Genomic DNA, 22,976 nt, shown 5'->3' on the forward strand with positions numbered 1-22,976 from the left:
CGCGTTGGATAAGGTGAAGAGGAACATTTGGTAAGGTAAGGCGAGCACGTCGGGGCATAAAAGGGCTCCTATCAGTTATTGCGAATGACTAACTCTAATTGAAAACCGTGGTCTGCTCCCTATTAGGAAACCGTGACCTATTCCCCTATTTTCCTCAATGCTTGTCTAATTCCATTTCTAAATCAAAACTGACATTGTCGGCTTCACCTTGTCGTATTATTTATACTGTCTGCGGCTCGCCTTCGCGTCATTTTTGATTTAGAAATGGAATAAGAATGTGCCTCTTGTCTGTACTCTGGATTCGCACTACAATGTGTATAGACAGATTTTATTATACACACCGGAGCTTCCTCCTAATGAGAACGAACATAGTTATTGATGACAAACTTATGGAAGATGCCCTCAAAATTACAGGACTCAAAACCAAGCGAGAAGTTGTTGAACTCGCGCTTAAGATTCTGATTAATCTAAAAAAACAAGAAAGCATTAAAGCATACAAGGGCAAGCTAAAGTGGGAAGGCAACCTTGAAGAGATGCGAACCACAAGATGATTCTTATAGATTCCAGTGTCTGGATCGACTACTTCAATGGCCTGGATACGCCGCAAACAAGCAAGCTCGATATGCTACTTGGTGTTGAGCCGTTGGGTATAGGCGATCTTATTTTGATTGAAGTACTTCAAGGCTTCCGCATCGACAAAGATTACGAGACCGCGAAACAGTTGCTTACATCATTAAGTATTTTTAATATGCTTAACATGGAAATCGCGATTAAATCGGTCGACAATTTCCGGCATTTGCGGAAACGAGGCATTACAATAAGGAAAACTGTTGATACAATCATCGCAACATTTTGCATCGAAGAAAAATATCCACTCTTATTTTCTGATAGAGATTTCCTTCCTTTTGCAGAATATCTCGGCTTACACGCTGTCACAACCAACACATGACGCTAAAGCCACCCGCTTACGCCCCTCATAAAATTCAAGAATATCCATAGAGCTTACAGGAGCGGGCCGGATAGAGCGCAATATTAGGCAAGAAACAGTGGGATCAGGTTTACTATTCGCCATCTAGCTTTTCTCTATTTTTTTAACTACCAGACTAAAAGTAGAATAATATAACCCAAATTTATCCGCGATCTGTTTTTGTTGCCGTCTCATCATTGCTTTTTCCGTAATTCCAACGAGCCAAAGAATAGCTCAGAATTCTGGTTTGTCATAATGAAAGACTTCGTATATTGACACTGTGTGTGATTGGTACACTAGTAAATCGGTCCAGAATAACATTTACAATAGTACCGTTCGGCCTAATTCCATTTCTAAATCAAAACTGACTTTGTCGGCTTCACCTTGCCGTATTATTGATACTGTCTGCGGCTCGCCTTCGCGTCATTTTTGATTTAGCGGTTCGACAAGCTCACCGCGAGCGGTAAAGGGTTTACTGGAACGATCTACTTGATCGTTTCCGCTTTTATGGTTTATGGCTTGAGCATAATCCGTTGTTGCCATGAAGTAATTCGTGGAGGTTCCTCAGAGTCTGCCCCCTATTTCACTAATGATAAAGCTAATTTAGGTTTGCGTGCTATCAAGTAATCTTTGTAACACGTAGCACCACGGTATACAATTTAGCATGATAAAAACTTTTCGCCATAAAGGACTTGTAGCTTTCTTTACTACCGGCAACCTATCTGGCATTCAACCGTATCATGCAGCGCGGTTAAGGCGGCAATTGATAAGGCTTGATCTTGCCAAAAATGCAAGTGATATGAATATTCCTGGTTAGAAATTACATTCTTTAAGCGGTGACCTCGTTGGACATTACTCGGTGACAGTAAATGGCAATTGGCGAATCACTTTTACCTTTGAAGGTGAAGACGCTGTGCTAGTTAATTATCAAGATTACCATTAGGAAAAATTAAACATGAGCAAAATACACAACCCGCCACACCCAGGTGAAACCTTGCGAGAAGATGTACTGCCTGCTTTGGGGTTATCGGTAACTGAAGCAGCTGAACAACTCAACGTGAGTCGGGCTACTTTATCGCGTGTAATAAATGGCCGTGCTGCTATCTCTCCTGAAATGGCCTTACGACTCGAATGTTGGTTAGGGGTAGAAAATGGAGGAAGTGCTGATTTATGGATAGCACAACAAGCAGCTTATGACCTATGGAATGCGCGTAAAGCCGGTTTACCAAAAGTGAAGCGTGTAGATATAAAGCATACAACAGACCTGAGATTGACGATAAGTCAACACTAATAAAGGGCACCCTAATAGGGGACAGACCACGGTTTTAAGTTATGTGAGGAACAGATTGCTGGATTTTGGTTCTTCAATCTTACGTGGCCGTCCAGGCTTGCCGGGTGTTGCTCGTCGTCCTACAGCTGCCGATATCTGTGCTGCAAAGCGTTCATTGCCTAGCACGAAATTGCCATTAGTCGCCCGCCGGATCTCACCCATCAGACCCGGCTCCAATTCATCACGGAACAGTTCGCGGTAAGCCATCTGCCTGCCAGCGTTATCTAATCCCAGCGCCACGTAAAGCGAGTGCGGTTTCACCAGAGCATCGGCCTCCCCCTGCGCGTTTACCCCATAACTAGACCAACGGTATTCAGCCGGGTGCGCCACCATACCTGCTCGCACCGGATTCAATTCGATATAGCGCTGACATGCTAGCAAATAGTCTTCTTCCTGAATGAGACAGGAACGAAACCGTCCCTCCCACAAGGTTCCACTGCGCTGATAAGTGCGATTCACATACTGCACATAACGCTGACCAAGCGCTTTCATCAGCTCCCCGGCAGACTCGGTTCGATCAGCGGAGAGCAGCAAATGCACATGGTTGGTCATGAGCACATAAGCATGCACTTGGCAGCCAGCCTTGCCAGCATATTCGGTTAACCATTCCAGATAAGAGCGATAGTCCTCTTCGGCGAAAAAGCAGGCTTGGCGATTGTTACCGCGTTGGATAAGGTGAAGAGGAACATTTGCTAAGGTAAGGCGAGCACGTCGGGGCATAAAATAGTTTTTATCAGTTATTTACAATGACAAATTTTAACAGAAAACTGTGGTCTGTCCCTATTTTCGTTCTATAACAACTTAACCAACGTTGCCACAACGCCTATTGCTACAACGATCATCGTTCCAAGCTTGATAATGAGTCGATATTCAAGCTCACGAAGATCTGTCTTTGTCGCAATTTCAGCCTCGAGATTAGCTTCACGAAAAGCCTCTGCAATCGCTTCGGCATGTTTTTCTGAAATACCAGCCTCTCGTAGGCGGCGAATAAATTTATGAGTATCAAACGGTATTGAAGGCATTATTTAAGTATATACCTAAGCAAATAATCACACTCATTGCTGATTGAAGTACTGCAGTTATTATGCAACAAATCACTATTTTTCTCAAAGATCTAATAGCACTCGCTAGTACACCCGCCATCATTGATGAGTATGCGGATCGCCACTTACGCGATGGGTTTCCACGACTTCCATGTGGCTTATGTTCAGCGCCTGAATCGAGTAGCCGATGTGTTTGTACCCTTATTAGCGCTGATTCAGCAAGAACAAGCAGCCAGGAATACCGAGGGAGATTTGATTGACTGATTCATTTCCGGTCATTCTTGCAGGCAAGGATGGGGGGTGAATGTCTAAAGTAGAGTTATGCTCTTTCATACACCCATCTAATCAGTGCATCCATCGCTGAACGTGCGTTAGCTGCTTGCGCATGATTAACAAAGAAAACGATTACATTACGGCGATTTTTATGATCCAGTAAATAACCCGCAATCGTCGCTACTTCGTTGAGCGTGCCGGTTTTCATATGCGCCCTTCCTGCCACCAGTGTTCCTTGAAAACGGCTTTTCATGGTGCCATCCACCCCGGCTATCGGCAAGGATGAGATAAATTCCGGCATCACCGGACTGTGGAATGCTGCTACCAGCAATTCTCCCATTTGACTGGCACTGATCCGCTCTGTGCGTGATAACCCTGAACCGTTCTCCAGAATTAATTCAGGTAAGTTTAATCGTTTGGTTAATAGCCAGTGTCTGATGGTTTGATCGGATTGCGCTAAAGAAACAGAAGTATGCCCATTTGGCGGAATGGTCGTGTCCCCCAGCGCTAAATAGAGCTGTCGTGCCGCCACGTTGTTACTGAATTTGTTAATGCCACGAATAATTTGCGCAAGCGGTGGCGAATGATACACTTTTAGTGGTGCGGTCCCTTTTGGAACGACGCCATTGCGCACGACACCATTAAATGAGCCACCCTGCTGTCGCCATAATTTTTTGAATAAATCATGAATATAGTCTTGGTTTTCATGCAGACTCAAATAATAAGTATTGTGACCACATTGCATGGCGTAGTTACCATTGAGAATAACGGTAGTTCGACCATTACCACTTTGCCGTTCACGTACTTCGACGCGCAGTTGATTACTCCAGTCACCACAATTACCGCGAGTCAGTTTCAGATTATTCTGCAAATCGAGCAATTCTGAAGCAGGATCCGCCACGACGCGTACTATATTATTTTCTTCCTGAGGTATCAGATGCAATGCTGAGGTGCGATAATTGACCAGTAGTGCTTCAGGGAAAATGTTATAGGTTTTATAGCGGTCCCCATCAAAAGCACCAGGGTCACCCATGGTCACATTGTAATAGCTGTTGTCCAGCAGTAGATCGCCTGTAATTTCTTTGATACCAGCCTGCCGGATTTGGCGAACCAATAGCCAGAAATTTTCCAGATTGAGATGGGGATCACCATAGCCTTTAAGCGCGAGGTCGCCTCGTAACACCCCATCCTCTACCTTACCCAATGCATAGATTTCAGTTCGCCAGCTGTAGGCCGGCCCCAGCAACTCCAATCCCGCATAGGTGGTCACGAGCTTCATCACAGAAGCCGGGTTCAAGGCGGTCTCTGAATTAACTGCAATCACTGGCTGCTGGCTACTGACTTCTTTTACATAAATGCCGACCGCCGCCTCGGGAATGCCTGCTCGCTTGAGTGCCTGACGGACAGCCTGTGGCATATCGGCCGACCATGCAGGTAAAGCGCATAAGATGGTGATCGCCAGTAAAAAAGAAAGAATCACGCTTGATTTAGGCTTCAGGCTCAAGGATGGCTTCATCCCAATTAAAAAAGGTTGGAGGGCACCTCTAAAAATTCATATTTGCGAGCATCCGCTTCGCGGATTGCCTGCTTACCCCGTCTCGTCACAATACTTCGTTGTTCACAAAAAAATGTTTCCTTACATATCAGTTATATGCTGCGTCAACATTTTTTTGTTCTCGCCTTGTCTTGTTTAGAACTCTGAATTTTTAGAGGCACCCTTAATAAATTTGCGTGTTATCGTTTTTTTACTTAAAGCAGTTTTGAGGTTGAATTAACGTTTACCCTTGCAAATCGCAAACCCATCATCCCATCCCATGCGGTATTGCCCATCATTACGATAGCGTTGCTCATCCTTGAACCCATAACGGGTTTTTTTCGCGGTTTCACAACCGTCAATATAGCCTTCCTTGGTAGCAGGGGGATAACCGCTTAGATTGTAAGTGGGTCGTGTACTCGGTGGTAACGGGCCAGCCGGACGCTTCATTGGTGCCGGGGTGGGCTCTACCTCAGGCACAGGTTTTGCAGGCGTGCCAGGTGATGGTAAAGGTTGAGTCGGAGCACAGCTCGCCAGTAACCCGACTAAAAACAGAGCCATTAAAGATATAGCTGAAATTCGATACATCGTTGTTCCTTTTTATTTTCTCCAAACGATTTCTTCGGCAAACCTTATGCCATTTCTAACTCAAAACTGACTTTGTCGGCCTGATTTGGTCTTTTTTATCTTGCCGTAATATTGATACTGTCGGCAGTTCGCCTTCGCGTCATGTTTGATTTTGAAATGGAATTAAAGCCGTGTCTTTGCGGTTACAATACCGATTTGAGTAATTTACCCATTTCCGCCGGGTTGCGGGTGACGCGAATCCCGCATTCCTCCATGACGTCAATTTTTCCCTGCGCCGTTCCTTGACCGCCTGCAATAATGGCACCGGCATGCCCCATGCGTTTGCCGGGCGGTGCGGCCAGGCCTGCGATAAAGCCAACCACCGGCTTTTTCATGTTGTCCTTGATCCAGCGCGCGCAGTCTTCTTCATCCGTTCCACCGATCTCGCCCACCATCAATACCGCATCGGTTTCAGCATCATTATTGAACAGTTCCATTACATCGCGATGTTTCAAGCCATTGATCGGATCTCCGCCGATGCCCACGCAGGTGGATTGCCCTAATCCGAGTGACATCAGCTGCGCAACAGCCTCATAAGTCAGCGTGCCTGATCGTGACACCACCCCAATGCGTCCTTTCTGATGGATATAACCGGGCATGATGCCAATTTTGATCTCATCGGGGGTAATGATGCCGGGGCAATTGGGTCCAATCAGGCGTGTTTTGCGCTCTTCCATTTTATAACGGGTACGCAGCATATCGCGCACAGGGATGCCTTCCGTGATACAAATCACCAGGTCGAGCTCTGCTTCGACTGCCTCATCGATCGCTGCCGCAGCAAAGGCAGGCGGCACATAAATGACTGAAACGGTCGCCCCCGTGGCCTGCTTGGCTTCCTGCACAGTCGCAAAAATGGGGATTCCGTCAAACTGTTCACCCGGCTTTTTGGGATTGACGCCTGCGACGAAACATTGTTGTCCGTTGGCATATTCACGGCACAGTCGGGTATGGAATTGTCCTGTTTTACCCGTAATGCCTTGGGTCATTATTCGGCTATTTTTATTAATCAAGATAGACATGCTCTAGATTCCCCTTGTTCCTATGCAGCGGCACTGACTGCTTTCTCGGCAGCATCGGCCATGGTCGTGGCAGAAATAATCGGTAATCCCGATTCTGCCAGAATTTTTTTACCTAATTCGACATTGGTCCCTTCCAGGCGCACAATCAATGGCACCGCTAATTTTACTTCTCGTGCTGCCGTGGTCACTCCTTGCGCAATGACATCGCATTTCATGATGCCGCCAAAGATGTTGACCAGGATAGCGCGCAAGTTTGGATTACGCAGCATGATTTTAAATGCCTCGGTTACTTTTTCGACACTCGCGCCACCGCCCACATCCAGGAAGTTAGCAGGATTACCGCCATACAGCTTGATGATATCCATCGTGGCCATCGCAAGCCCTGCGCCATTCACCAGACAGCCAATGTTACCATCGAGCGGAATATACGAGAGATCATGCTCGGCCGCTTGAATTTCTGCCGGATCTTCTTCATCCAGATCGCGCAAAGCGACAATATCGGGATGGCGAAAGAGCGCATTATCATCGAAATTCATTTTTGCATCCAACGCCAGTACCTGGCCGTCACGCGTGACAATGAGCGGATTAATTTCCAGCAGCGAGGCGTCATTCTCGTCAAAAGCTTGATATAACCCTTTCAATAATGTTTGGGCTGCCAGTTGACTGGAGGCAGGGATGCCGATTTTACGCACCACGTCATTGGCTTCCTCATCACTGAGTCCTGTCATGGGGTTGATCAGAATTTTATGAATTTTTTCTGGCGTGCTTGCAGCCACTTGTTCGATATCCATACCTCCTTCCGAGCTTGCGATCAGACAGGCACGCTGGCGGCCGCGATCGATCACAATTCCCATATAATATTCGTGCTGAATGTCGACCCCTTGCTCGAGATAGAGGCGATGGACCACTTGTCCGGCTGGGCCCGTTTGCGGCGTGATGAGCGGTTTATTCAACATCCCTTCCGCCAGTAACCGTACTTCTGCCAATGACCGCGCTAGTTTGACCCCCCCGCCTTTACCCCGTCCGCCTGCATAGATTTGGGCCTTGACGACCCATTTATTCCCTCCTAGTTGTTCAGCCGCGGCAGCCGCGTCCTCCACGCTGAAGCATGCAATGCCTGCCGGTGTCTTTACCTCATAACGGCGTAAAATCTCCTTAGCCTGGTATTCATGAATTTTCATGGTTAATATCCTTATTTCTTTAGGGTAGCTTTATTGTTGTTATCCAGTGTCGCCAGATACGTATCGACTGCTTTCAATTCTTGTTCGAAATGAGGCAGCAAACTGGCTAATTCTTTTTCATTGCGATCTTTGGCAGCTTGCTCTATTTTCGCACACCATTCGCCCAGCTGTATTGCTCCGACTGATCGCGCTGAGGATTTGAGTTTATGTGCGGCAGCTTTAATTAAATCCAATTGGTTCTTGTCAGCGGCACTGCGCAATTGCTCGCCAATTTCGCGCGCATTGATACGAAAATCCTGCAAAAATTCTCGAATGGTAGCGGGATCATTCCCCACCAATGCTTCGAGCACACTCACATCGACCGAACTAGCTGCTTGACCGCCCGCAACCTGCTCAGCAGGTGCAGCAGGCTTTTGTTCGGGTTCGGGTTCGGGTTCGGGTTCGGGTGTAGGCATCCATTTCTCCAGCGTGGCTTTGAGTTGCTGCAGCTGAACTGGCTTGCTCAGATAATCATTCATGCCGATCGCACGGCATTTATCGGCTTCACCTTTGAGTGCATTAGCGGTTAGCGCAATAATGGGAATACTCGTCTTGCCTTGCTGGGCTCTGCGGATAGCTTGGGTAAGCTGATAGCCATCCATCTTCGGCATATGCAGGTCAGTGAGGAGCAAAGCATAGTTTCCGCTTTGCCAGCGCTCTAAGGCCTCCTGTCCATCCGGTACCACATCCGCGGTATACCCCAGCAAAGCCAGTTGCTGTCGAATCACTTTCTGGTTGATCTCATTATCTTCCGCTACCAGGAGCAGTTTACCTTGTTGCAAGGCTTCCTCACGGGAGGGGGGTGTAACCTTTTTAATCCCTTCCGGCGTAGCGACTTCTTCTTCCAGTTTTGCTCTGCCTGCGGCAGCAGCAACAGCTTGAAGAAAGGCTTGCCGATAGAGAATATTTCCATCTAGCGTAACCGATCCGTCTGGCTCGATACGTCCGCGATGACGCCGCCCGCGTTTAACGATGACAAAATGAGGTTTTTCTTGTGTCTCCAGCATCATGCGAGTGCGGAAAGCCAGCCGCAAATCATCGACCGGAGGCTCCTCATGACCTGCATCAATTACCAGTAGCCATTGCCCATGGGGCAGCGTCTTGATGCGCTCACGCGCGGTCGCAAGATCAATCACGCGCTCGACTTTCGCGCCGGCAAACTTCAGATAGGCAACTAGGTCGTTACTGATTCCCTCGTCGCTACCGACCACCAGACATGAAAGCCCTTTTAGATTAAACACTTTTTCGTGCCTGTCAGCTGATTTAACCGGTACAGGCTTAAAGGGTAAATGCACGATAAAAGTGGAACCTTCACCGAGAACACTTTGTACCGTGATTTCTCCTCCCATCAATTCCACCAAATGATGAGTAATCGTTAGTCCCAGGCCAGTGCCGCCAAAACGCCGCGTAGTCGATACATCTCCCTGGCTAAAGGGGGTAAACAGACGATCCAGTGTCTCTTGATTCATACCGATACCATTATCGGTTACCTGAAATGCGATAAGAACACGGTCGGGACTTGACTCGGTCATGCTTACGTTAACGGACACTCGTCCCGGCCGCTGCTGGCCACTGGAAAATTTGATTGAATTATTGATCAGATTGATCAGCACTTGGCGTAGTCGCAACGCATCGCCGAGTACCTCCTCAGGGATAGTCGGATCGGCAAATAAAGTCAGCTCTACTCCGCGGTTCGCTGCCAAATGCTCGAGCATGCTGCAGGCCTTTTCCACCACGGCTGCCAAGGGAATAGGGGTAAGTTCGATTTCTATCTTGCCAGCTTCCACTTTTGAGAAATCCAGAATATCTTCGATGATTTCGAGTAAGGTAAACGCTGATTCTTTGATCAGATTGGTCATTTCCATCTGATAGCTGGTCAAGCTTGATTGCTGCAAGACTTCAATCATCCCAATGACACCATTCATAGGCGTTCGAATCTCGTGACTCATCACTGCCAGGAAAGCTGATTTAGCCTTATTCGCTTCCTCTGCTTCCAGTCGAGCATTCTCTAAATCCTTCATGATTTTTACATGCTCGCGGATATCACGCATCACCCCGGTAAAATGGCGTTCATTTCCGACGAAATATTCACTGACCGCGAGATAGATAGGAATCCGTTCACCATTTTTGTGTATGGCTTCTACTTCACGCCCAAGACCAATGCTATGCGATCCGGGAGAATGATGACCGATATATTCTCGACCTTGCCCAGTCCTACAATATCGCTCCATATAAAATGAATGTTTGCTTCGATCCGGTTCAGGCACCAGAATAGACACATTCTGCCCAACTGCTTCCTCAGAGGTATAACCAAATAACTTTTCCATCACGGGATTGACCGATAGCATAACGCCTGTTTCATCCGTCGTGACGACACAATCCACCATGTGCTCAACGACTGAACGCATCTCCTCTTCTTTAATGGCTAATTCAGCGTTAGCACTTTCCAGTTCGGCTGTCCGTTCTGCCACCCGATCTTCCAGCTCACGATAGCTGTTACTCAACCGTTCAGTCATGATATTGAAGGCGTCGGCAAATTTCCCTATCTCATCCCACCCTTCGCTTGGAACCCGCTGTTGTAAATCCCCTGATGCAATGGCCTGTGCTCCCTGGTTGAGTTTTTTCAGGGGAATGACGACGCGCCGGTTGAATAACAAGGCCCCTAACGTGGTAAGGATAAAGGCCAGGCACAGAATTACAAGATCAATGATGCGTACCCGAAAAACAGCTGCAAAAGCTTCTTTCACATCAACCTGAACCACTATTCCCCACTTCATACGTGGAATATAACGCCAGGCCGCCACCACCTTATTACCACTATAATCGATAGCCAGCCCCGCTCCCGCCCGACCGGCCAGGCTATGTTTAATGGTTGTCGACAGAATGGGATTATCCAACGGAATGGTTCGCTTTAAGGCAGCATCCGGCTCGTCACTCAAAGGCGCCATGACCAGCGCAGTATGTCCATTTTCAAGACGCGTGACAACCGTTTCACCACTCTTTCCCAGCCCGATATTATTCGTTAACACTTTAAATACATGTTCACTATATATCTGCAGTGCAAATATCCCCTTTAACTCGCCTTCAATTATGATAGGAACTGCAACGAAAGCCGCAATTTCTCCTTTGGAAGGTCCGTAATATTCGAAATCCGAGATACTGCTTGTCTGCGTATTGAGTGCCTGACGAAATACTTGAGCCAACCCTGTATGCCGGTAGGGGCCCGTAAATAAATTGGTAGCAAAATCTGATTCATGTGCATAGCTGAATACTATCCAGCCATCCGTCGAAATCAGGAAAACATCATAATAGTTTGCTCTCTGGATAAACCGTTTATAGTGACCGCGGTGAATAGCATCTATCTCACGATACTCTTTAGAATCCACACCATACTGACTAAAGACCTTGGTAAACTCATTCACTGCCCGGTAGGTCGTTTCAGCTGCCTGGATTACGTTGGCATCCAGCATGCGCTCATTTAAGTAGTCGTTAATTTGTTCAACTTTTTTATCAGCGATGGCTGAGACTTGTTGGATAGCTGCCTTGTGAATTTCGCTCTCAAACGTCCGTAACAGGCTATAGCCAATCAGAGCTATGGGTAGTAGCGCGACCAATGCAAACCAGATTGCGAAGCGCTGTGTGAGGGAAGTAAATTGAATTCGAATCATTCTCACAAGCAATCTGCATTGTGTGGCTGTTTCAGGCTGCGGCGCGCATAGTAGGCGAATGCAGCGGCACTGCGTTGTGCACGCAAAATCCAATCGTGTGCTTCACGCCCGAGTTCCGGATCAATTGGCTCAATCTTACCAGCAGAAGCTGCCAGCAGATGCATACGCGCTGCCCGCTCAAATGCGAGCGCCAGCAGGCAAGCTTCTTCAATACTGCCACAAGCCACCAATAAGCCATGATGCGCCAGCAATAAAGCCCGTTTATTGCCCAATGCGGAGGCAATCAGCTCGCCTTCCTCGTTGCCTACTGGCACGCCTGGCCATTTAGGGAGGAAAGCCACATCCTCATAGAGTACGCAATTATCCATATGAGAAATTTGCAACGGTACTTCCAACATGCTCAAAGCGGCTGTATGCACCGCATGGGTATGAATGATACAGCGCACATCAGGGCGCGCGCGGTAGACCCAGGCATGGAAGCGGTTGGCAGGATTAGCCATGCCGTCCCCTTCCAGTACCTGCAAATTCTCATCAACCAGCAATAAATTACCTGCACTGATCTCGTCAAATCCCAGGCCAAGCCGCTGCGTCAGAAAAGTACCCGGCTGCTCCATACGTGCCGTGATCTGGCCAGCAAGGCCGGAATCATGACCATTATCGAACAGAATGCGGCACGTCAAGGCCAGTTTCTGGCGTAAGGAATAGCCGGCATCCTGGATATGCTGCTCCATCTGATTGAAAGCGTGTTGGATCAATTGATTCTTATCGAGGTTAAAGGTGTCATGGCTCATGGTAGCTTTCTCTGATTGTGGCTCATACTGACTCATACCGGTATAAAATGGTGAATAATAATCAGCATACCAAATAATCATACTGATTGCGTTAACTATTCCTGCTCCCTCTTCAAGCGATTAAAAACAGCTAGTGGAATAATTCTAAATCCCAATAGAAAAGTAAATAATATTAGACATATTTCATTTATTTTCATGACGTTATGTCAAATTATAATTTCAGTTTTTATTAAGAATTAGAATAATATGATAAATCACCCTGATGTGCGTTGGCAGCAACGCTTTAGCAGCTATAAAAAAGCCCTAACCCAGCTTACCCCGCGTAAGGCGCAATAACCAGCGGGCATTGCGCCGTATGTGCCTTACCTCCCCATCTGGTGCAATGCGTTACACTTATTGCACCCTATAGCATGTCCCCTATAAATTGATTATAATTTACAGATGACCTATCCGATATTATTTCGCCGTAAAGTATTATCCGTTCGTGAGAAGGAGAACCTCTCAATCGCGCAAGTGGCCAAGCGTTTTGGTGTAGGGGTCGCCAGCGTGATGCGTTGGATCAAAACTCCCGATCCCAAGACCACCCGCAACAAACCTGCCACCAGGATCAACATGGAAATGTTGGCGCAGGACATCAAGAATTATCCGGACGCGCATCAGTACGAGCGCGCCAAACGGTTGGGTGTCAGCAAGCAAGGCATTAACCATGCTTTAAAGCGTCTGGGCGTGACTTATAAAAAAAAAAGCCTGTGTCACCCCAAAGCCAGCGAAAAAGAGCGGCGTATCTTCCAGCAAAAAATTGAAGACTATGAGCGAGCAGGCCGCGTTATCGTCTACCTTGATGAAAGCGGCTTTGCGCACGACATGCCACGCACGCATGGCTATGCGCCAGTGGGTGAGCGCGTCCATGGCGTAAAAAACTGGCATGCACGAGGTCGAACCAATGTGATTGGCGCTCTCATCGGAAAGACGCTGCTGACCATAAGTCTGTTCATCGCCAATATCACCGCTGACATTTTCTATGCGTGGATAACGCAGGACCTGTTGCCTAAACTTTTGCCCGCTTGCGTGATTGTCATGGACAACGCAACCTTTCATAAACGGCAGGATATCCAAACCGCCATTGCCAATGCCGGGCATACACTTGAATACCTACCGCCTTATTCCCCTGACTTAAATGACATTGAACCCAAATGGGCTCAGGCCAAAGCCATCAGAAAAAAGGAAGGTTGTTCCATCGAGCAGCTCTTTGCCGCTTATGAAATTTAAATCATTTTATATGGGATCTGCTATACCAGCTATACACCCTGCCATCTAAACTGCCCGGGAAAACCTGGTGGTTTTTTAGAATCCACCTCGTGCAACCTGCGTCGAGGCAATAACCAGCGAGCATTCGCCGGTGCGCCTCACTTTACTATCCGGTGCAATGCGCTGCGCTTATTGCACCCTACAAGTTGCACTGCAGACGATACAGAGGATGATCAGTTTTGAGTTAGAAATGAGATAAAGAATAAGCCTGGATGATTTCCTCGAGTGCCAGGGTTACTTTAGCTTCCAGATCTTCATGCCAGCGCGCGCCATTCTGACCATAAAGGATCACGCGGCGCGTGCTCAGGTCGATGGGGATATCATCCGCATTTTTTGAAATGATCAGCACGGGTTTGGCGAGGGTGTGGGCGATACCGAGCTCATAAAGCACATTAGGGTTTCTTCCCGAAATATCGGCGATCACGAAATCGGCGACGTTAATACTTTGCCAGATATCCACCAGGATGTCGCTAGGCTTAAACACATCATCTCCGCGCATCGGCTGAACAGCTAGCGTTTTGCAGACACTGGATAAGATACGGTGTACCTCATCAGACCATTCCAGGCTAAAGGGCATGACAATAAAACAGCTTATCTGGCGTGGCTCGGCACTCCTTACCACTTCGGGATAAAGCCGCTCCGGTCCAAGAAAAATGACATCCTGTTTAAGCAGACGTGCTGACTGGCTGAGTGAATCAAGATAGTTACCCAGTCCAGTAGACTGCAATGTCGCGTAGATTCGTCCACTTTCAGTCCGCCAGTCTTCATACTCCAGCCGGTTCTGATGCAGGCGCGTTGTGTATTTTTTAAGATACTGTACGCTATCGTCAAAATGATCGGTTAACCAGACCACGCTGACCACCAGGGCAACAATAAACAAAACCGCAAAAAAAGCTTTCCATACTACGTGAATCTGAATCAAACCCAGCACCACCATCATCAACAATCCTCCTAAGGAAAGCAGAATAAGAATTCCTGATAGATCGGACCTTGAGCGCCTGATCTTATCATCGTGAAAATGCAGATCATTAGTTTTTCCCAGACGTTCTTTCCTGATTTCGGATAGCAGTAAATAGGAAGATAATAATAAAAACTGACCGAACATCCAGACAGCCTCAATCCCTACCGGTACCTCTTGTTCACTGTAGACCATATCACTTGCTATCAATAACGTTGTCGCCAGCAGCATCCAGTTAATGACAAACGGTGCCTTCAGCAAAATACATCCCAGACCGATCAACAACACCAGAAATTCAAGTCCCGCAGTCACTGCATCGAGCCGCCCTGCCATAGTATTGAGACTCGAGTTATATTGAGGATAATAAAAGCTCGCCAGAAGCAATGCCAAGCCAAAAAATAGTAGAGAAAAAACTGTCTTGGTCAACACTGTCGGTGGATAGCGATGCCACAGCTCTATCGCCAGATAACCCCAGGCACATACCCAACTAAAAATAAATCCACTATAACTGATCTCTGAATAATCAGGAAAACCGGGTTGCGCAAAACGCAGAAAGTCATGCCTTCCACCCGGATCACAAGTCAGCCAAGTGATCGTCAGCAGGATCAAGCCAATACCTTGGATAGCCATAAATCCAGCATAAGGTCGGACCACCTTCCATGCAGCCACAAAGGCGGCAAGCGCCGTTATTGCAGTTACTAACCCCTGATCCCAGTTGTAAAAGTTCAACCCGAAAGCCTGGTCTCTTAAAACCAGCCAACAACACAGCCACAACATATAAACTGCCGCAATTCCTCCCAGGTACAAGTTGGTTGATACTTTCATCAATGATCCTTTAGTTCATGTTTTGTTTTTGTTATAGCTAATTCCATTTCTAAATTAAAACTGGCTTTGTCGGCTTCACCTTGCCGTATGATTTATCCTGCCTGCTGCTCGCCTTCGCGTCATGTTTTATTTAGAAATGGAATAACGGCTATTGCAGGAAAAAGTGAAGAGTGGAGTAATCTAAAGACTAATTTTCAATAGTTATTTGCTTGGCAGCACCCGCAAGAAAGAAGGCTCACTTCATTTCCCAATCAAGCCTGTCTTGATCAGTCTTTCTTTGCCGTATTTATACTGTTTGCAGCCAGGTAAAAATCCGTTGCCATAACAGAAAGATGAACAATAATAATCAATATAAAAAAGAAGTGATGATACCTGCTTGCGATGTCATTTGCATAGCAGATCATACTGATGATGAATGTCGTGACTGATTGTGACAGCAAATTATTTGATTTCTAATCCAGAACGGACGTTGCCAGTTTCATCTTGCCGTATGATTGATACTGTCTGCGGCTCGCCTTCGCGTCATTTCTGGTTAGGAAATGGAATTAAATCCTGGTTTAACTCCGATATTTCATGCGCTGTGCCAAGGCAAACGAAACATCGGGGCTAGCTGATAAAATGTTGCACCAGTTGTGTTATAGCCCACAACAGGAATAAGCCATAAACACAGCCGAAGAACCATGGAAAGCTGATAGCCCGACGCGCCCACCATTGACGACGTTGCCGAAAAGCCCAGTTGGGTGCAAATATAGGAGGATTATTGCGCGCATCTTCTATCGGTAGCCGCATTTCATCCAGCCGATAAAGGTCGCTCATCAGTTGTCGGCTTTTCCACTCAGGGGCTTGTTCCACTCCCCTTAACTGCCATTCCCAGAGCGCATTTTGTCTAGAAAATCGACCTAGCACAATAGCCATTTGCCAGCACAATAATATGCCAAATACTGAAAGGAGGATAATCAATAAGGTAAATGTCAATGCCAACGACTCACGCGATACCATCAAACCAATGACCGCAACAAAGATTGAATTGGCTGTTAAATAGGCTGACAACATCGTGTGATAATCGCGTACACCAGAAGTCCAGAGTGTAAGCAAATGCTCATAGGTAATTTTCTGTGGGTTCTGTCGAGGAAAGGATTTGTCGCTCTCCATAAATATCATTCACTCAAAATGATTTAAGCTGAGAAATTCAGCTTAAATCATGGTTACCATTATCTCTCATAAGGCAGCTCTTTTGGCCTTAAATCGAAGACCAATACCTCAGCAGCCTGACCGTGATCAAACCGAAGTTCTCGTTCATCTCGCACCCGCATCCCATCACCTGCCCCCATAGGGTAGTTGTTCAGTTCAATTAGACCACGGGCAACATGCACATAGGCATAGCGGTTTTCTGGCAGCGGCAAGGTAAATTGTTCATCCCCGTCAAATAACCCTGCAAATACACGCACATCCTGATGGATCGAAAGCGATCGATGTTCACCATGCGGTGAAATGATCAAATGCAGACATCCTCGTTTTTTAGCTGGATCAAAATGGTGTTGTTGATAGCGCGGCTTCACCCCCAGCCGGTCAGGAACTATCCAGATTTGCAGAAAATGGACTGGCTCATACGCTGAAGCATTATCTTCACTATGGGTGATCCCCGTGCCAGCACTCATTATCTGTACATCTCCCGGGCGAATGATGGAGGCGGTTTCCATCGAATCCCGATGCTCAAGCGCGCCCTCCAGCACATAGGAAAAAATCTCCATATTGTCATGTGAATGAGGGGCAAAACCACGTGCAGGCTGCACGCGGTCCTCATTGATCACCAGCAAATCGGAAAATCCCATTTGCTCAGAATCCTGATAGCTACCAAACGAAAACGTATGTTGCGAATATAACCACTCAAGGTCAGAAATACCCCGCGCGTTTGCAGATCTAATCTCTAACATGATGATCTCCTTTTACGTAAAAAATTAGACGCCATCACCATACAGTTTGCGGTCTAATGACAAACGCCCCGCACCGGCTAAAGCAAGCACCAGCAAGCCCCCTGCTATACCGAGATTTTTCATCAGCATGATTTGCTGGATCTGCTCGGCTGAGCCTGCATGAAAAATAATGCCGGTGACAATCGAAAATCCAGCGAGCAACAACGCTATAGCGCGTGTTTGCCAGCCGAGTATCAATGCTATACCGCCCCCCAGCTCAAGTGCGATAGTCAAGGGTAATAACAAGGAGGGCACTCCCATGCTGGCCATATACTGGGCTGTCCCTTCATAGCCCATACCCAGCTTGCCATAGCCGGCCATAACAAAAATAGATGCGAGCAAGACACGCGCCAATGGGAATAATATATTGGCTACGGTAGCTTGGGTCAAAAAACGGGTTATGGTGTTGTGAATGGCTTGAAACATGTTGGCTCCTCCAGAAGTAAATAATCAGGTTGATACTTTACTACTGTTCCAGATAGCAGATAAGTCTACTAAAATGAGAAAAACTGTTATTAATAATGGAACAATAATCCTAAAAACCGTAGTTGGACGGGGTGGAGCGTATGCTGATCAAGGTGCGAGGCAAGGCGCGATGAGGCCGCAGGGCAGCCCCCTGCAACGAAGAGCAACGCCGCATTCGCGCCTGGAGCGGCATGCGATGCACCTCGTAGCGGCCTCACCATTTTGGTGAATGAGAAAATTTCGAAAATACCTCTATATATCATGTCCTTAACTCTCCAATCAAGCGGTCAACTGCGGTTTTTAGGATAATGTTGCTAACCCACATTAATCTCAACGACTTGATCATATTTAGAGAAGTCATCCGCGCAGGCGGTTTCAGCGTCGCTGCACGCAAATTGAATCAGCCCAAAGCGTCAGTCAGTCGAGCCGTTCAACGGCTGGAAGATGATCTGGCTGTTCGCCTGATCCAGCGTACTACACGCAGCTTACACCTGACAGAAGCGGGTGTGCTGCTGTTTGAGCAGGCGAATGCTTCGCTGCAGCAAATTGGGGATGTGCTGTGCCGTATCAAAAATATGCATGAGCAACCTGAAGGTCACTTGAAGATCACCATGCCGGTAGAATTTGGCATGTTTTTTATGGGTAGCTTGATTGCGGATTTCATGCAGCTTTACCCGCGCGTGCATGTGCAGGTGGATCTTTCCTCACGCCTGGTCAATTTAATTGAGGAAGGATTTGATCTGGCGCTGCGCATGGGTGCAGGCGCATTAGAAGATTCAAGTCTGGTCGCCAGAAAACTGGGCGAACTGTCGCTCAGGTTTTACGCCAGTCCTTACTATCTGGGCAAGCATGGTCGTCCGGATACATTGCAGACATTGACCAAACATGAAAGCATTCTATTTCGTCATACTCACCAGCAAACAATTCAAGCGAGCTGTCTCTCTCATAAAAAAGTACCGGATAGCCGCACTGAGATTCAACTTCATGGCAAGCTGAGCGTAGATCACTATAGTGTCATGAAAGATGCTGCAGTGGCTGGCGCGGGCATTGCCTTGATGCCACCCTTTATGTGTCATGCTGAAGTACTGGCCGGTCAATTGGTGAATATCCTTGAGCAATATATTGTGGAGACCGATCAATTGTTTCTGGTTTATCCTACCCGTAAACATCTACCCGCAGCCGTCAAAGTCCTGCTTGATTTTATGAGCGAGCGTTTGCTCTCCCATCCATTACTGAACCTGGAACAGTCCAATGAAATTCATGCATAGTTGCTCACATAGCCCGCTAATATCGTTCTTATTCCATTTCTAAATCAAAACTGACTTTGTCGGCTTCACCTTGCCGTATTATTTATACTGTCCGCGGTTCGCCTTCGTGTCATTTTTGATTTAGAAATGGTATTACCTGGCTAATAACTTATACACCGCAGCAGCAGAAAAACCAAACACGATATGGGCAGCTACCGTAATCCAGTCCCGCGTTTCTACAAACCACGGAAAAATATGGACAAAACCATACATATTTACGATAAATAAGCCCACACCAAATAAGCCACCCACAATCAACGAAGCTTTTAAGGCGAGCGGACGAATCAACCAGGACAGTGCGATCGCATAGATAATTGATAAGACAAGGTGGATTCCTGTCGCGATCAGCATCACCTGCCAATCCAGGGTTGCCGGTGGGAGCAACACTTTCTGCCCCAGAATGATCGCAGCAGCAAAACGTGCATCGCGATATAAAATCGTAGGCAGCGCATCCCAGAATAACCCCCACAGCAGGATTTGAGCGACAGTTGATAATACTGACGCAGCCACCCCGGCATAAAGCGCAGCTGTCAGGAATTTTGCTGGCGGATTCATTATCAAGAGATAATCAGACCGATTTATGTCTATCTAACAAATTTCAGGGTTAAGCTTTCAACAATGTCCATATCCCAATGCCGATAAATCCTACCCCGGCAAGATAGTGCAGATGTTTGGCACTGATATACTGGGCAATTACCCGCCAAGCAACACCCCAATGGCCGAAGTCAATATCAGTGCCAATGAAGCGCCGAAAAATATGGTTATTTTGCTTACGTCCTTATCTGCCGCAAATAGCATCGTGGCTAATTGAGTCTTATCCCCTAATTCAGCAATAAACACAGCAGTAAAAACAGTGAACAATAATTTGTAGTCCATTTTAAAAAATATTTTTGGGTCACTCCATCAGTAGCTCAAGCAGGATATCAGCTACTTTAGCCGGCGTACTCAACTCCGCTTTGGCTTAAGCCAACGAGATTGATATTGGTCTCATTCACAGCGGAGTTGGCCGCTAACACCAACAGCTCAGCCTGAGTCATGGAGCCGCCATCACCTTGCAACAAACCAACATAGAAATCTCGCTCCTCTGCTGAAGGCGGTGCACCGACTACGTTTTGGTAAACCAGGTTAACGAAATCGGCATTGCTGGACGAACCGGCTAGCGAAGCGAACTGCGGGGTATCGATGGCTAACTGACTGACTTCCAGCATCGATCGGCCACTATCAAATAGCTGTAAGCCGGTAGCCACGAATTCAGGGGTAATGTTCTGTGTGTCAAAGGCCGCTCCAATGAGGCGCACCGTATTACCAGCAGCTTGGCCCTGAGCAAGATCAAATGCCAGATTTTTATCCTGGAAATCGAACCGTTCCATGTTGACGAGCGTGTCATTACCTTCCGGTCCGCTCACACTGAAGCCGGATGCAGTTGCATTGATGTCAAATGCCGAGCTGTTGCCGCTGTAGACCGCAGTATCCGCACCGGCTCCACCATCCAGAGAATCATCTCCGCCAAGACCGTTTAAAAAATCGTTCCCGTCAGTGCCAGTAAGCGTGTCCGCGCCATCGGTCCCTACTATTGTATTACTTTGAACGGTTCCAGCTTCTCCCGCAATTGTGCCAGCTTCTCCCGCAAAATTTTTAGGTGAGTTAACTGCGATGGCACCATCGCGGTCGATTGAGTTCGTGCCATCGAGTGGTAGCGCATTGTAAGTGACCGCGTCGACATCGGCAAAATTGACAGTTGCGCTACCATTGGTAAACAAAAATCCATCAGGAATAATGAAATCTGGCGTGGCAACGCCCAGATTAGCGAAGCCTTGTGTTGCGATCAGTACGCTCGTATTGGCAGTAGAGGTATTAGGAAGATCGGCAGGAAAGCTGAAAGTGTTGGTTGTGCTACCTTGCGTCACAGAAATACTCTGATTGTTCCAGAATGATTCTGCATTAAAATCACCCACTGACATTTCTATAAATTGAATAGAACCGTCTGAATTCGAATAAAGTTCGTTGATGCGATATAGGTGAAATGACATAGAGTCCTCCTAAATTATTGAATAGTGTAAAATTTTATTGCGCTTTCTTAGGGATTGGGAAAGATTGGAAATAAATCTATTGCACAATCCGGAAAGCCGTATCGGGCGGTGCTTGTTCTTTGCCCGTTTTCTTGGCATGTGACTGCGTTAAAAGTTTGTTTGGTCGTTTCTGCGTTACGTCTACTTTGCTTCTGATCATTTGCTGCGATTTTTTAGTGAGCCTTCGTTTTAACGGAATTTCGTTTTAACAAAACTCCGTTGTAACGAAACTTCATTTTCAAAAGTTTTCAATTGATGTGAACAATTTGATGAATAGAGGTCTTATATTCTATACAAAGAAAATTCGGCGTTTATCCGATGCGTATATTTTATTAATTTCTGTTCTTGCCGAGCATTCTCTCTCTATTACCTGCGTGTCAGAACAGAGACCCCTGCATAACTGGCGTTTTGAATAGATTTAGTATTTTTAACTGATTGATGTTAATCCATTCTTACATCAAAAATGACGCGAAGGTGAACCGCAGACAGTATAAATAATACAGCAAGATGAAGCCGACAAAGTCAGTTTTGATTTAGTAAAATGGATTAAAACAATGCGACACAAATAATTTTCTGATTTTTCGGTCAGAATGGATGATATTAAAAATAGCTGGAACTCGAATATACGATAGTTACTCGTATTAGTTATTAAATTAATCTTTTAATTACTTATGAGACCGCGTGCCCATCTTATCATTAACGCAAAATCAGGAGTTGGCAAAGGCTCAACATTAGCTCAAGAGTTTAAAAACATCTGCGAGGAGCTTAATTATGAGCTTGTCGAGTATATCATACATAATCCTGAGGAGCTTGAACAAAAAAGCCAAACTGCTGTAGAACAGGCATTGGATACTTCCGATGTTGTGATAGCTGCTGGCGGTGATGGGACAATACGTAGTGTTGCACAAGCAGCGTATGGAAAAAATATACGCTTTGCCATTGTGCCTTGCGGAACTTTTAATTTCTTCGCACGTGCCCATCATATTCCTGAAGATCATCTGGCGGCATTCCGCCTGGCACTGACAGGGCTGCCTCGGCCAGTCAGATTAGGTTTAATAAATGAGCAAGTGTTCTTGATTAATGCTAGCTTAGGTGTCTATGCTAAAGCGATTAAAGATCGCGAACGTAGTACCAGCCGTTTTGGTCGATATCAATTAGTCGTTATTATTTCCACGATCCTTAGTTTTTTTAGTAAACACCGCTTACTTAAAGTAGATTTGCATACCGGAGATAAGCTTGCTACGGTATATACCCCTACGATTTTTATTGGTAATAATGCCCTGCAACTACGCAACCTTGCCCTGAATGTGGCTCATTGTATGAAGGTTAATCTTTTAGCGGCTGTCATGGTGAAACCGGTTACTAAATCTGAAATTATCAGAATTATTTTTAGAGGAATATTTAAAACGCTGGAAAATGAAGAAAACCTCGAATCCTTCTGCGTTGACTCTCTAACTATTCATACACGTAAGCCATCAAATTTGGTTGCCTTGGATGGGGAAATCATGAGTATGAATTCACCTCTTCATATCAATGCTCTGCCGGGAGCTCTCAACATGGTTTTACCGGCCGACACATCATTGACTGGTGAGCTTTAAA

23 protein-coding genes and 1 pseudogene are annotated in these 22,976 nt (G+C 46.5%); 9 read left to right on the forward strand and 15 right to left on the reverse strand.

The genetic code is table 11. The features are described 5' to 3' along the window. Positions 1–356: 356 nt before the first annotated feature. The 4 genes and pseudogenes from AAW31_RS03230 (at position 357) to AAW31_RS03240 (ending at position 2,258) form a co-directional block, all read left to right on the forward strand. Positions 357–551, forward strand: a complete 195-nt coding sequence (locus AAW31_RS03230) for a type II toxin-antitoxin system VapB family antitoxin (RefSeq protein ID WP_046851467.1) — start codon at positions 357–359, stop codon at positions 549–551. Beyond that, positions 548–949: a type II toxin-antitoxin system VapC family toxin gene (vapC, locus tag AAW31_RS03235; protein ID WP_046849139.1), complete on the forward strand. Its 402-nt coding sequence runs from the start codon at positions 548–550 to the stop codon at positions 947–949. The genes AAW31_RS03230 and vapC overlap by 4 nt, the downstream gene beginning before the upstream one ends. Before the next feature lie 682 nt (positions 950–1,631). Beyond that, a pseudogene (locus tag AAW31_RS19495) lies at positions 1,632–1,910 on the forward strand (type II toxin-antitoxin system RelE/ParE family toxin). A gap of 12 nt (positions 1,911–1,922) precedes the next feature. Further along, the gene (locus AAW31_RS03240; RefSeq protein WP_046849140.1) at positions 1,923–2,258 is read left to right on the forward strand and encodes a HigA family addiction module antitoxin; all 336 of its coding nucleotides are present in this window, start codon (positions 1,923–1,925) and stop codon (positions 2,256–2,258) included. Between the two features lie 39 nt (positions 2,259–2,297). Here AAW31_RS03240 and AAW31_RS03245 read toward each other — a convergent pair whose 3' ends face one another. After that, positions 2,298–3,017 carry a transposase gene (locus tag AAW31_RS03245; RefSeq protein ID WP_046849141.1) on the reverse strand — a complete coding sequence of 240 codons (720 nt, stop codon included), beginning with the start codon at positions 3,015–3,017 and terminating at the stop codon, positions 2,298–2,300. 71 nt (positions 3,018–3,088) lie between these two features. Continuing rightward, entirely contained in the window at positions 3,089–3,319 is a 231-nt protein-coding gene (locus tag AAW31_RS03250; protein WP_046849142.1) for a CCDC90 family protein, read from the reverse strand. Positions 3,320–3,451: 132 nt separating this feature from the next. Between AAW31_RS03250 and AAW31_RS21120 the strand changes: the two genes are divergently transcribed. Then, positions 3,452–3,604 carry a hypothetical protein gene (locus AAW31_RS21120; protein WP_158441367.1) on the forward strand — a complete coding sequence of 51 codons (153 nt, stop codon included), beginning with the start codon at positions 3,452–3,454 and terminating at the stop codon, positions 3,602–3,604. A 55-nt stretch (positions 3,605–3,659) separates the two neighbouring features. On the opposite strand, the gene dacB is transcribed toward AAW31_RS21120, so the two are convergent. From dacB to AAW31_RS03280, 6 genes are all read right to left on the reverse strand, one after another. After that, on the reverse strand, positions 3,660–5,117 hold the full coding sequence (gene dacB / locus AAW31_RS03255; RefSeq protein WP_235264479.1) for a D-alanyl-D-alanine carboxypeptidase/D-alanyl-D-alanine endopeptidase: 1,458 nt from the start codon (positions 5,115–5,117) through the stop codon (positions 3,660–3,662). A 267-nt stretch (positions 5,118–5,384) separates the two neighbouring features. Continuing rightward, a complete protein-coding gene (locus tag AAW31_RS03260; protein WP_046849144.1) occupies positions 5,385–5,735 on the reverse strand; it encodes a hypothetical protein in 351 nt (116 codons plus the stop codon). A 182-nt stretch (positions 5,736–5,917) separates the two neighbouring features. Further along, a complete protein-coding gene (gene sucD / locus AAW31_RS03265) occupies positions 5,918–6,793 on the reverse strand; it encodes a succinate--CoA ligase subunit alpha (protein WP_046849145.1) in 876 nt (291 codons plus the stop codon). A 20-nt stretch (positions 6,794–6,813) separates the two neighbouring features. After that, a complete protein-coding gene (gene sucC, locus AAW31_RS03270; protein WP_046849146.1) occupies positions 6,814–7,974 on the reverse strand; it encodes an ADP-forming succinate--CoA ligase subunit beta in 1,161 nt (386 codons plus the stop codon). Positions 7,975–7,985: 11 nt separating this feature from the next. Next, positions 7,986–11,681: an ATP-binding protein gene (locus AAW31_RS03275; RefSeq protein ID WP_046849147.1), complete on the reverse strand. Its 3,696-nt coding sequence runs from the start codon at positions 11,679–11,681 to the stop codon at positions 7,986–7,988. 2 nt (positions 11,682–11,683) lie between these two features. Next, positions 11,684–12,553, reverse strand: coding sequence for an aldolase (locus tag AAW31_RS03280; protein ID WP_235264480.1), 870 nt, complete (start codon positions 12,551–12,553; stop codon positions 11,684–11,686). Positions 12,554–12,913: 360 nt separating this feature from the next. On the opposite strand from AAW31_RS03280, the gene AAW31_RS19500 reads away from it, so the two are divergent. After that, positions 12,914–13,741, forward strand: a complete 828-nt coding sequence (locus tag AAW31_RS19500; RefSeq protein WP_082110326.1) for an IS630 family transposase — start codon at positions 12,914–12,916, stop codon at positions 13,739–13,741. 223 nt (positions 13,742–13,964) lie between these two features. Here the strand turns inward: AAW31_RS19500 and AAW31_RS18690 are convergent, their stop codons facing one another. From AAW31_RS18690 to AAW31_RS03305, 4 genes are all read right to left on the reverse strand, one after another. Continuing rightward, a complete protein-coding gene (locus AAW31_RS18690; RefSeq protein ID WP_052752047.1) occupies positions 13,965–15,563 on the reverse strand; it encodes a hypothetical protein in 1,599 nt (532 codons plus the stop codon). Between the two features lie 606 nt (positions 15,564–16,169). Beyond that, a complete protein-coding gene (locus tag AAW31_RS03295) occupies positions 16,170–16,715 on the reverse strand; it encodes a RipA family octameric membrane protein (RefSeq protein WP_046849148.1) in 546 nt (181 codons plus the stop codon). A gap of 59 nt (positions 16,716–16,774) precedes the next feature. Continuing rightward, complete coding sequence (locus tag AAW31_RS03300; protein ID WP_046849149.1) at positions 16,775–17,497, reverse strand: pirin family protein; 723 nt, start codon at positions 17,495–17,497, stop codon at positions 16,775–16,777. Positions 17,498–17,521: 24 nt separating this feature from the next. Beyond that, positions 17,522–17,962: a DoxX family protein gene (locus tag AAW31_RS03305; RefSeq protein ID WP_046849150.1), complete on the reverse strand. Its 441-nt coding sequence runs from the start codon at positions 17,960–17,962 to the stop codon at positions 17,522–17,524. On the opposite strand from AAW31_RS03305, the gene AAW31_RS03310 reads away from it, so the two are divergent. Continuing rightward, positions 17,961–18,230 carry a hypothetical protein gene (locus AAW31_RS03310; RefSeq protein WP_046849151.1) on the forward strand — a complete coding sequence of 90 codons (270 nt, stop codon included), beginning with the start codon at positions 17,961–17,963 and terminating at the stop codon, positions 18,228–18,230. The genes AAW31_RS03305 and AAW31_RS03310 overlap by 2 nt on opposite strands. A 109-nt stretch (positions 18,231–18,339) precedes the next feature. Further along, the gene (locus AAW31_RS03315) at positions 18,340–19,269 is read left to right on the forward strand and encodes a LysR family transcriptional regulator (RefSeq protein WP_158441369.1); all 930 of its coding nucleotides are present in this window, start codon (positions 18,340–18,342) and stop codon (positions 19,267–19,269) included. 132 nt (positions 19,270–19,401) lie between these two features. Here AAW31_RS03315 and AAW31_RS03320 read toward each other — a convergent pair whose 3' ends face one another. From AAW31_RS03320 to AAW31_RS03330, 3 genes are all read right to left on the reverse strand, one after another. Next, the gene (locus AAW31_RS03320) at positions 19,402–19,863 is read right to left on the reverse strand and encodes a sodium:proline symporter (RefSeq protein WP_052752048.1); all 462 of its coding nucleotides are present in this window, start codon (positions 19,861–19,863) and stop codon (positions 19,402–19,404) included. 138 nt (positions 19,864–20,001) lie between these two features. Next, the gene (locus AAW31_RS03325; RefSeq protein ID WP_235264481.1) at positions 20,002–20,184 is read right to left on the reverse strand and encodes a TMEM165/GDT1 family protein; all 183 of its coding nucleotides are present in this window, start codon (positions 20,182–20,184) and stop codon (positions 20,002–20,004) included. Positions 20,185–20,240: 56 nt separating this feature from the next. Continuing rightward, positions 20,241–21,338: a DUF4214 domain-containing protein gene (locus AAW31_RS03330; RefSeq protein ID WP_046849154.1), complete on the reverse strand. Its 1,098-nt coding sequence runs from the start codon at positions 21,336–21,338 to the stop codon at positions 20,241–20,243. A 710-nt stretch (positions 21,339–22,048) separates the two neighbouring features. Between AAW31_RS03330 and AAW31_RS03335 the strand changes: the two genes are divergently transcribed. Beyond that, a complete protein-coding gene (locus tag AAW31_RS03335) occupies positions 22,049–22,975 on the forward strand; it encodes a diacylglycerol/lipid kinase family protein (protein ID WP_052752049.1) in 927 nt (308 codons plus the stop codon). Position 22,976: the final 1 nt, after the last annotated feature.

The sequence above is a fragment of the Nitrosomonas communis genome, assembly GCF_001007935.1.
Lineage (GTDB): Bacteria > Pseudomonadota > Gammaproteobacteria > Burkholderiales > Nitrosomonadaceae > Nitrosomonas > Nitrosomonas communis.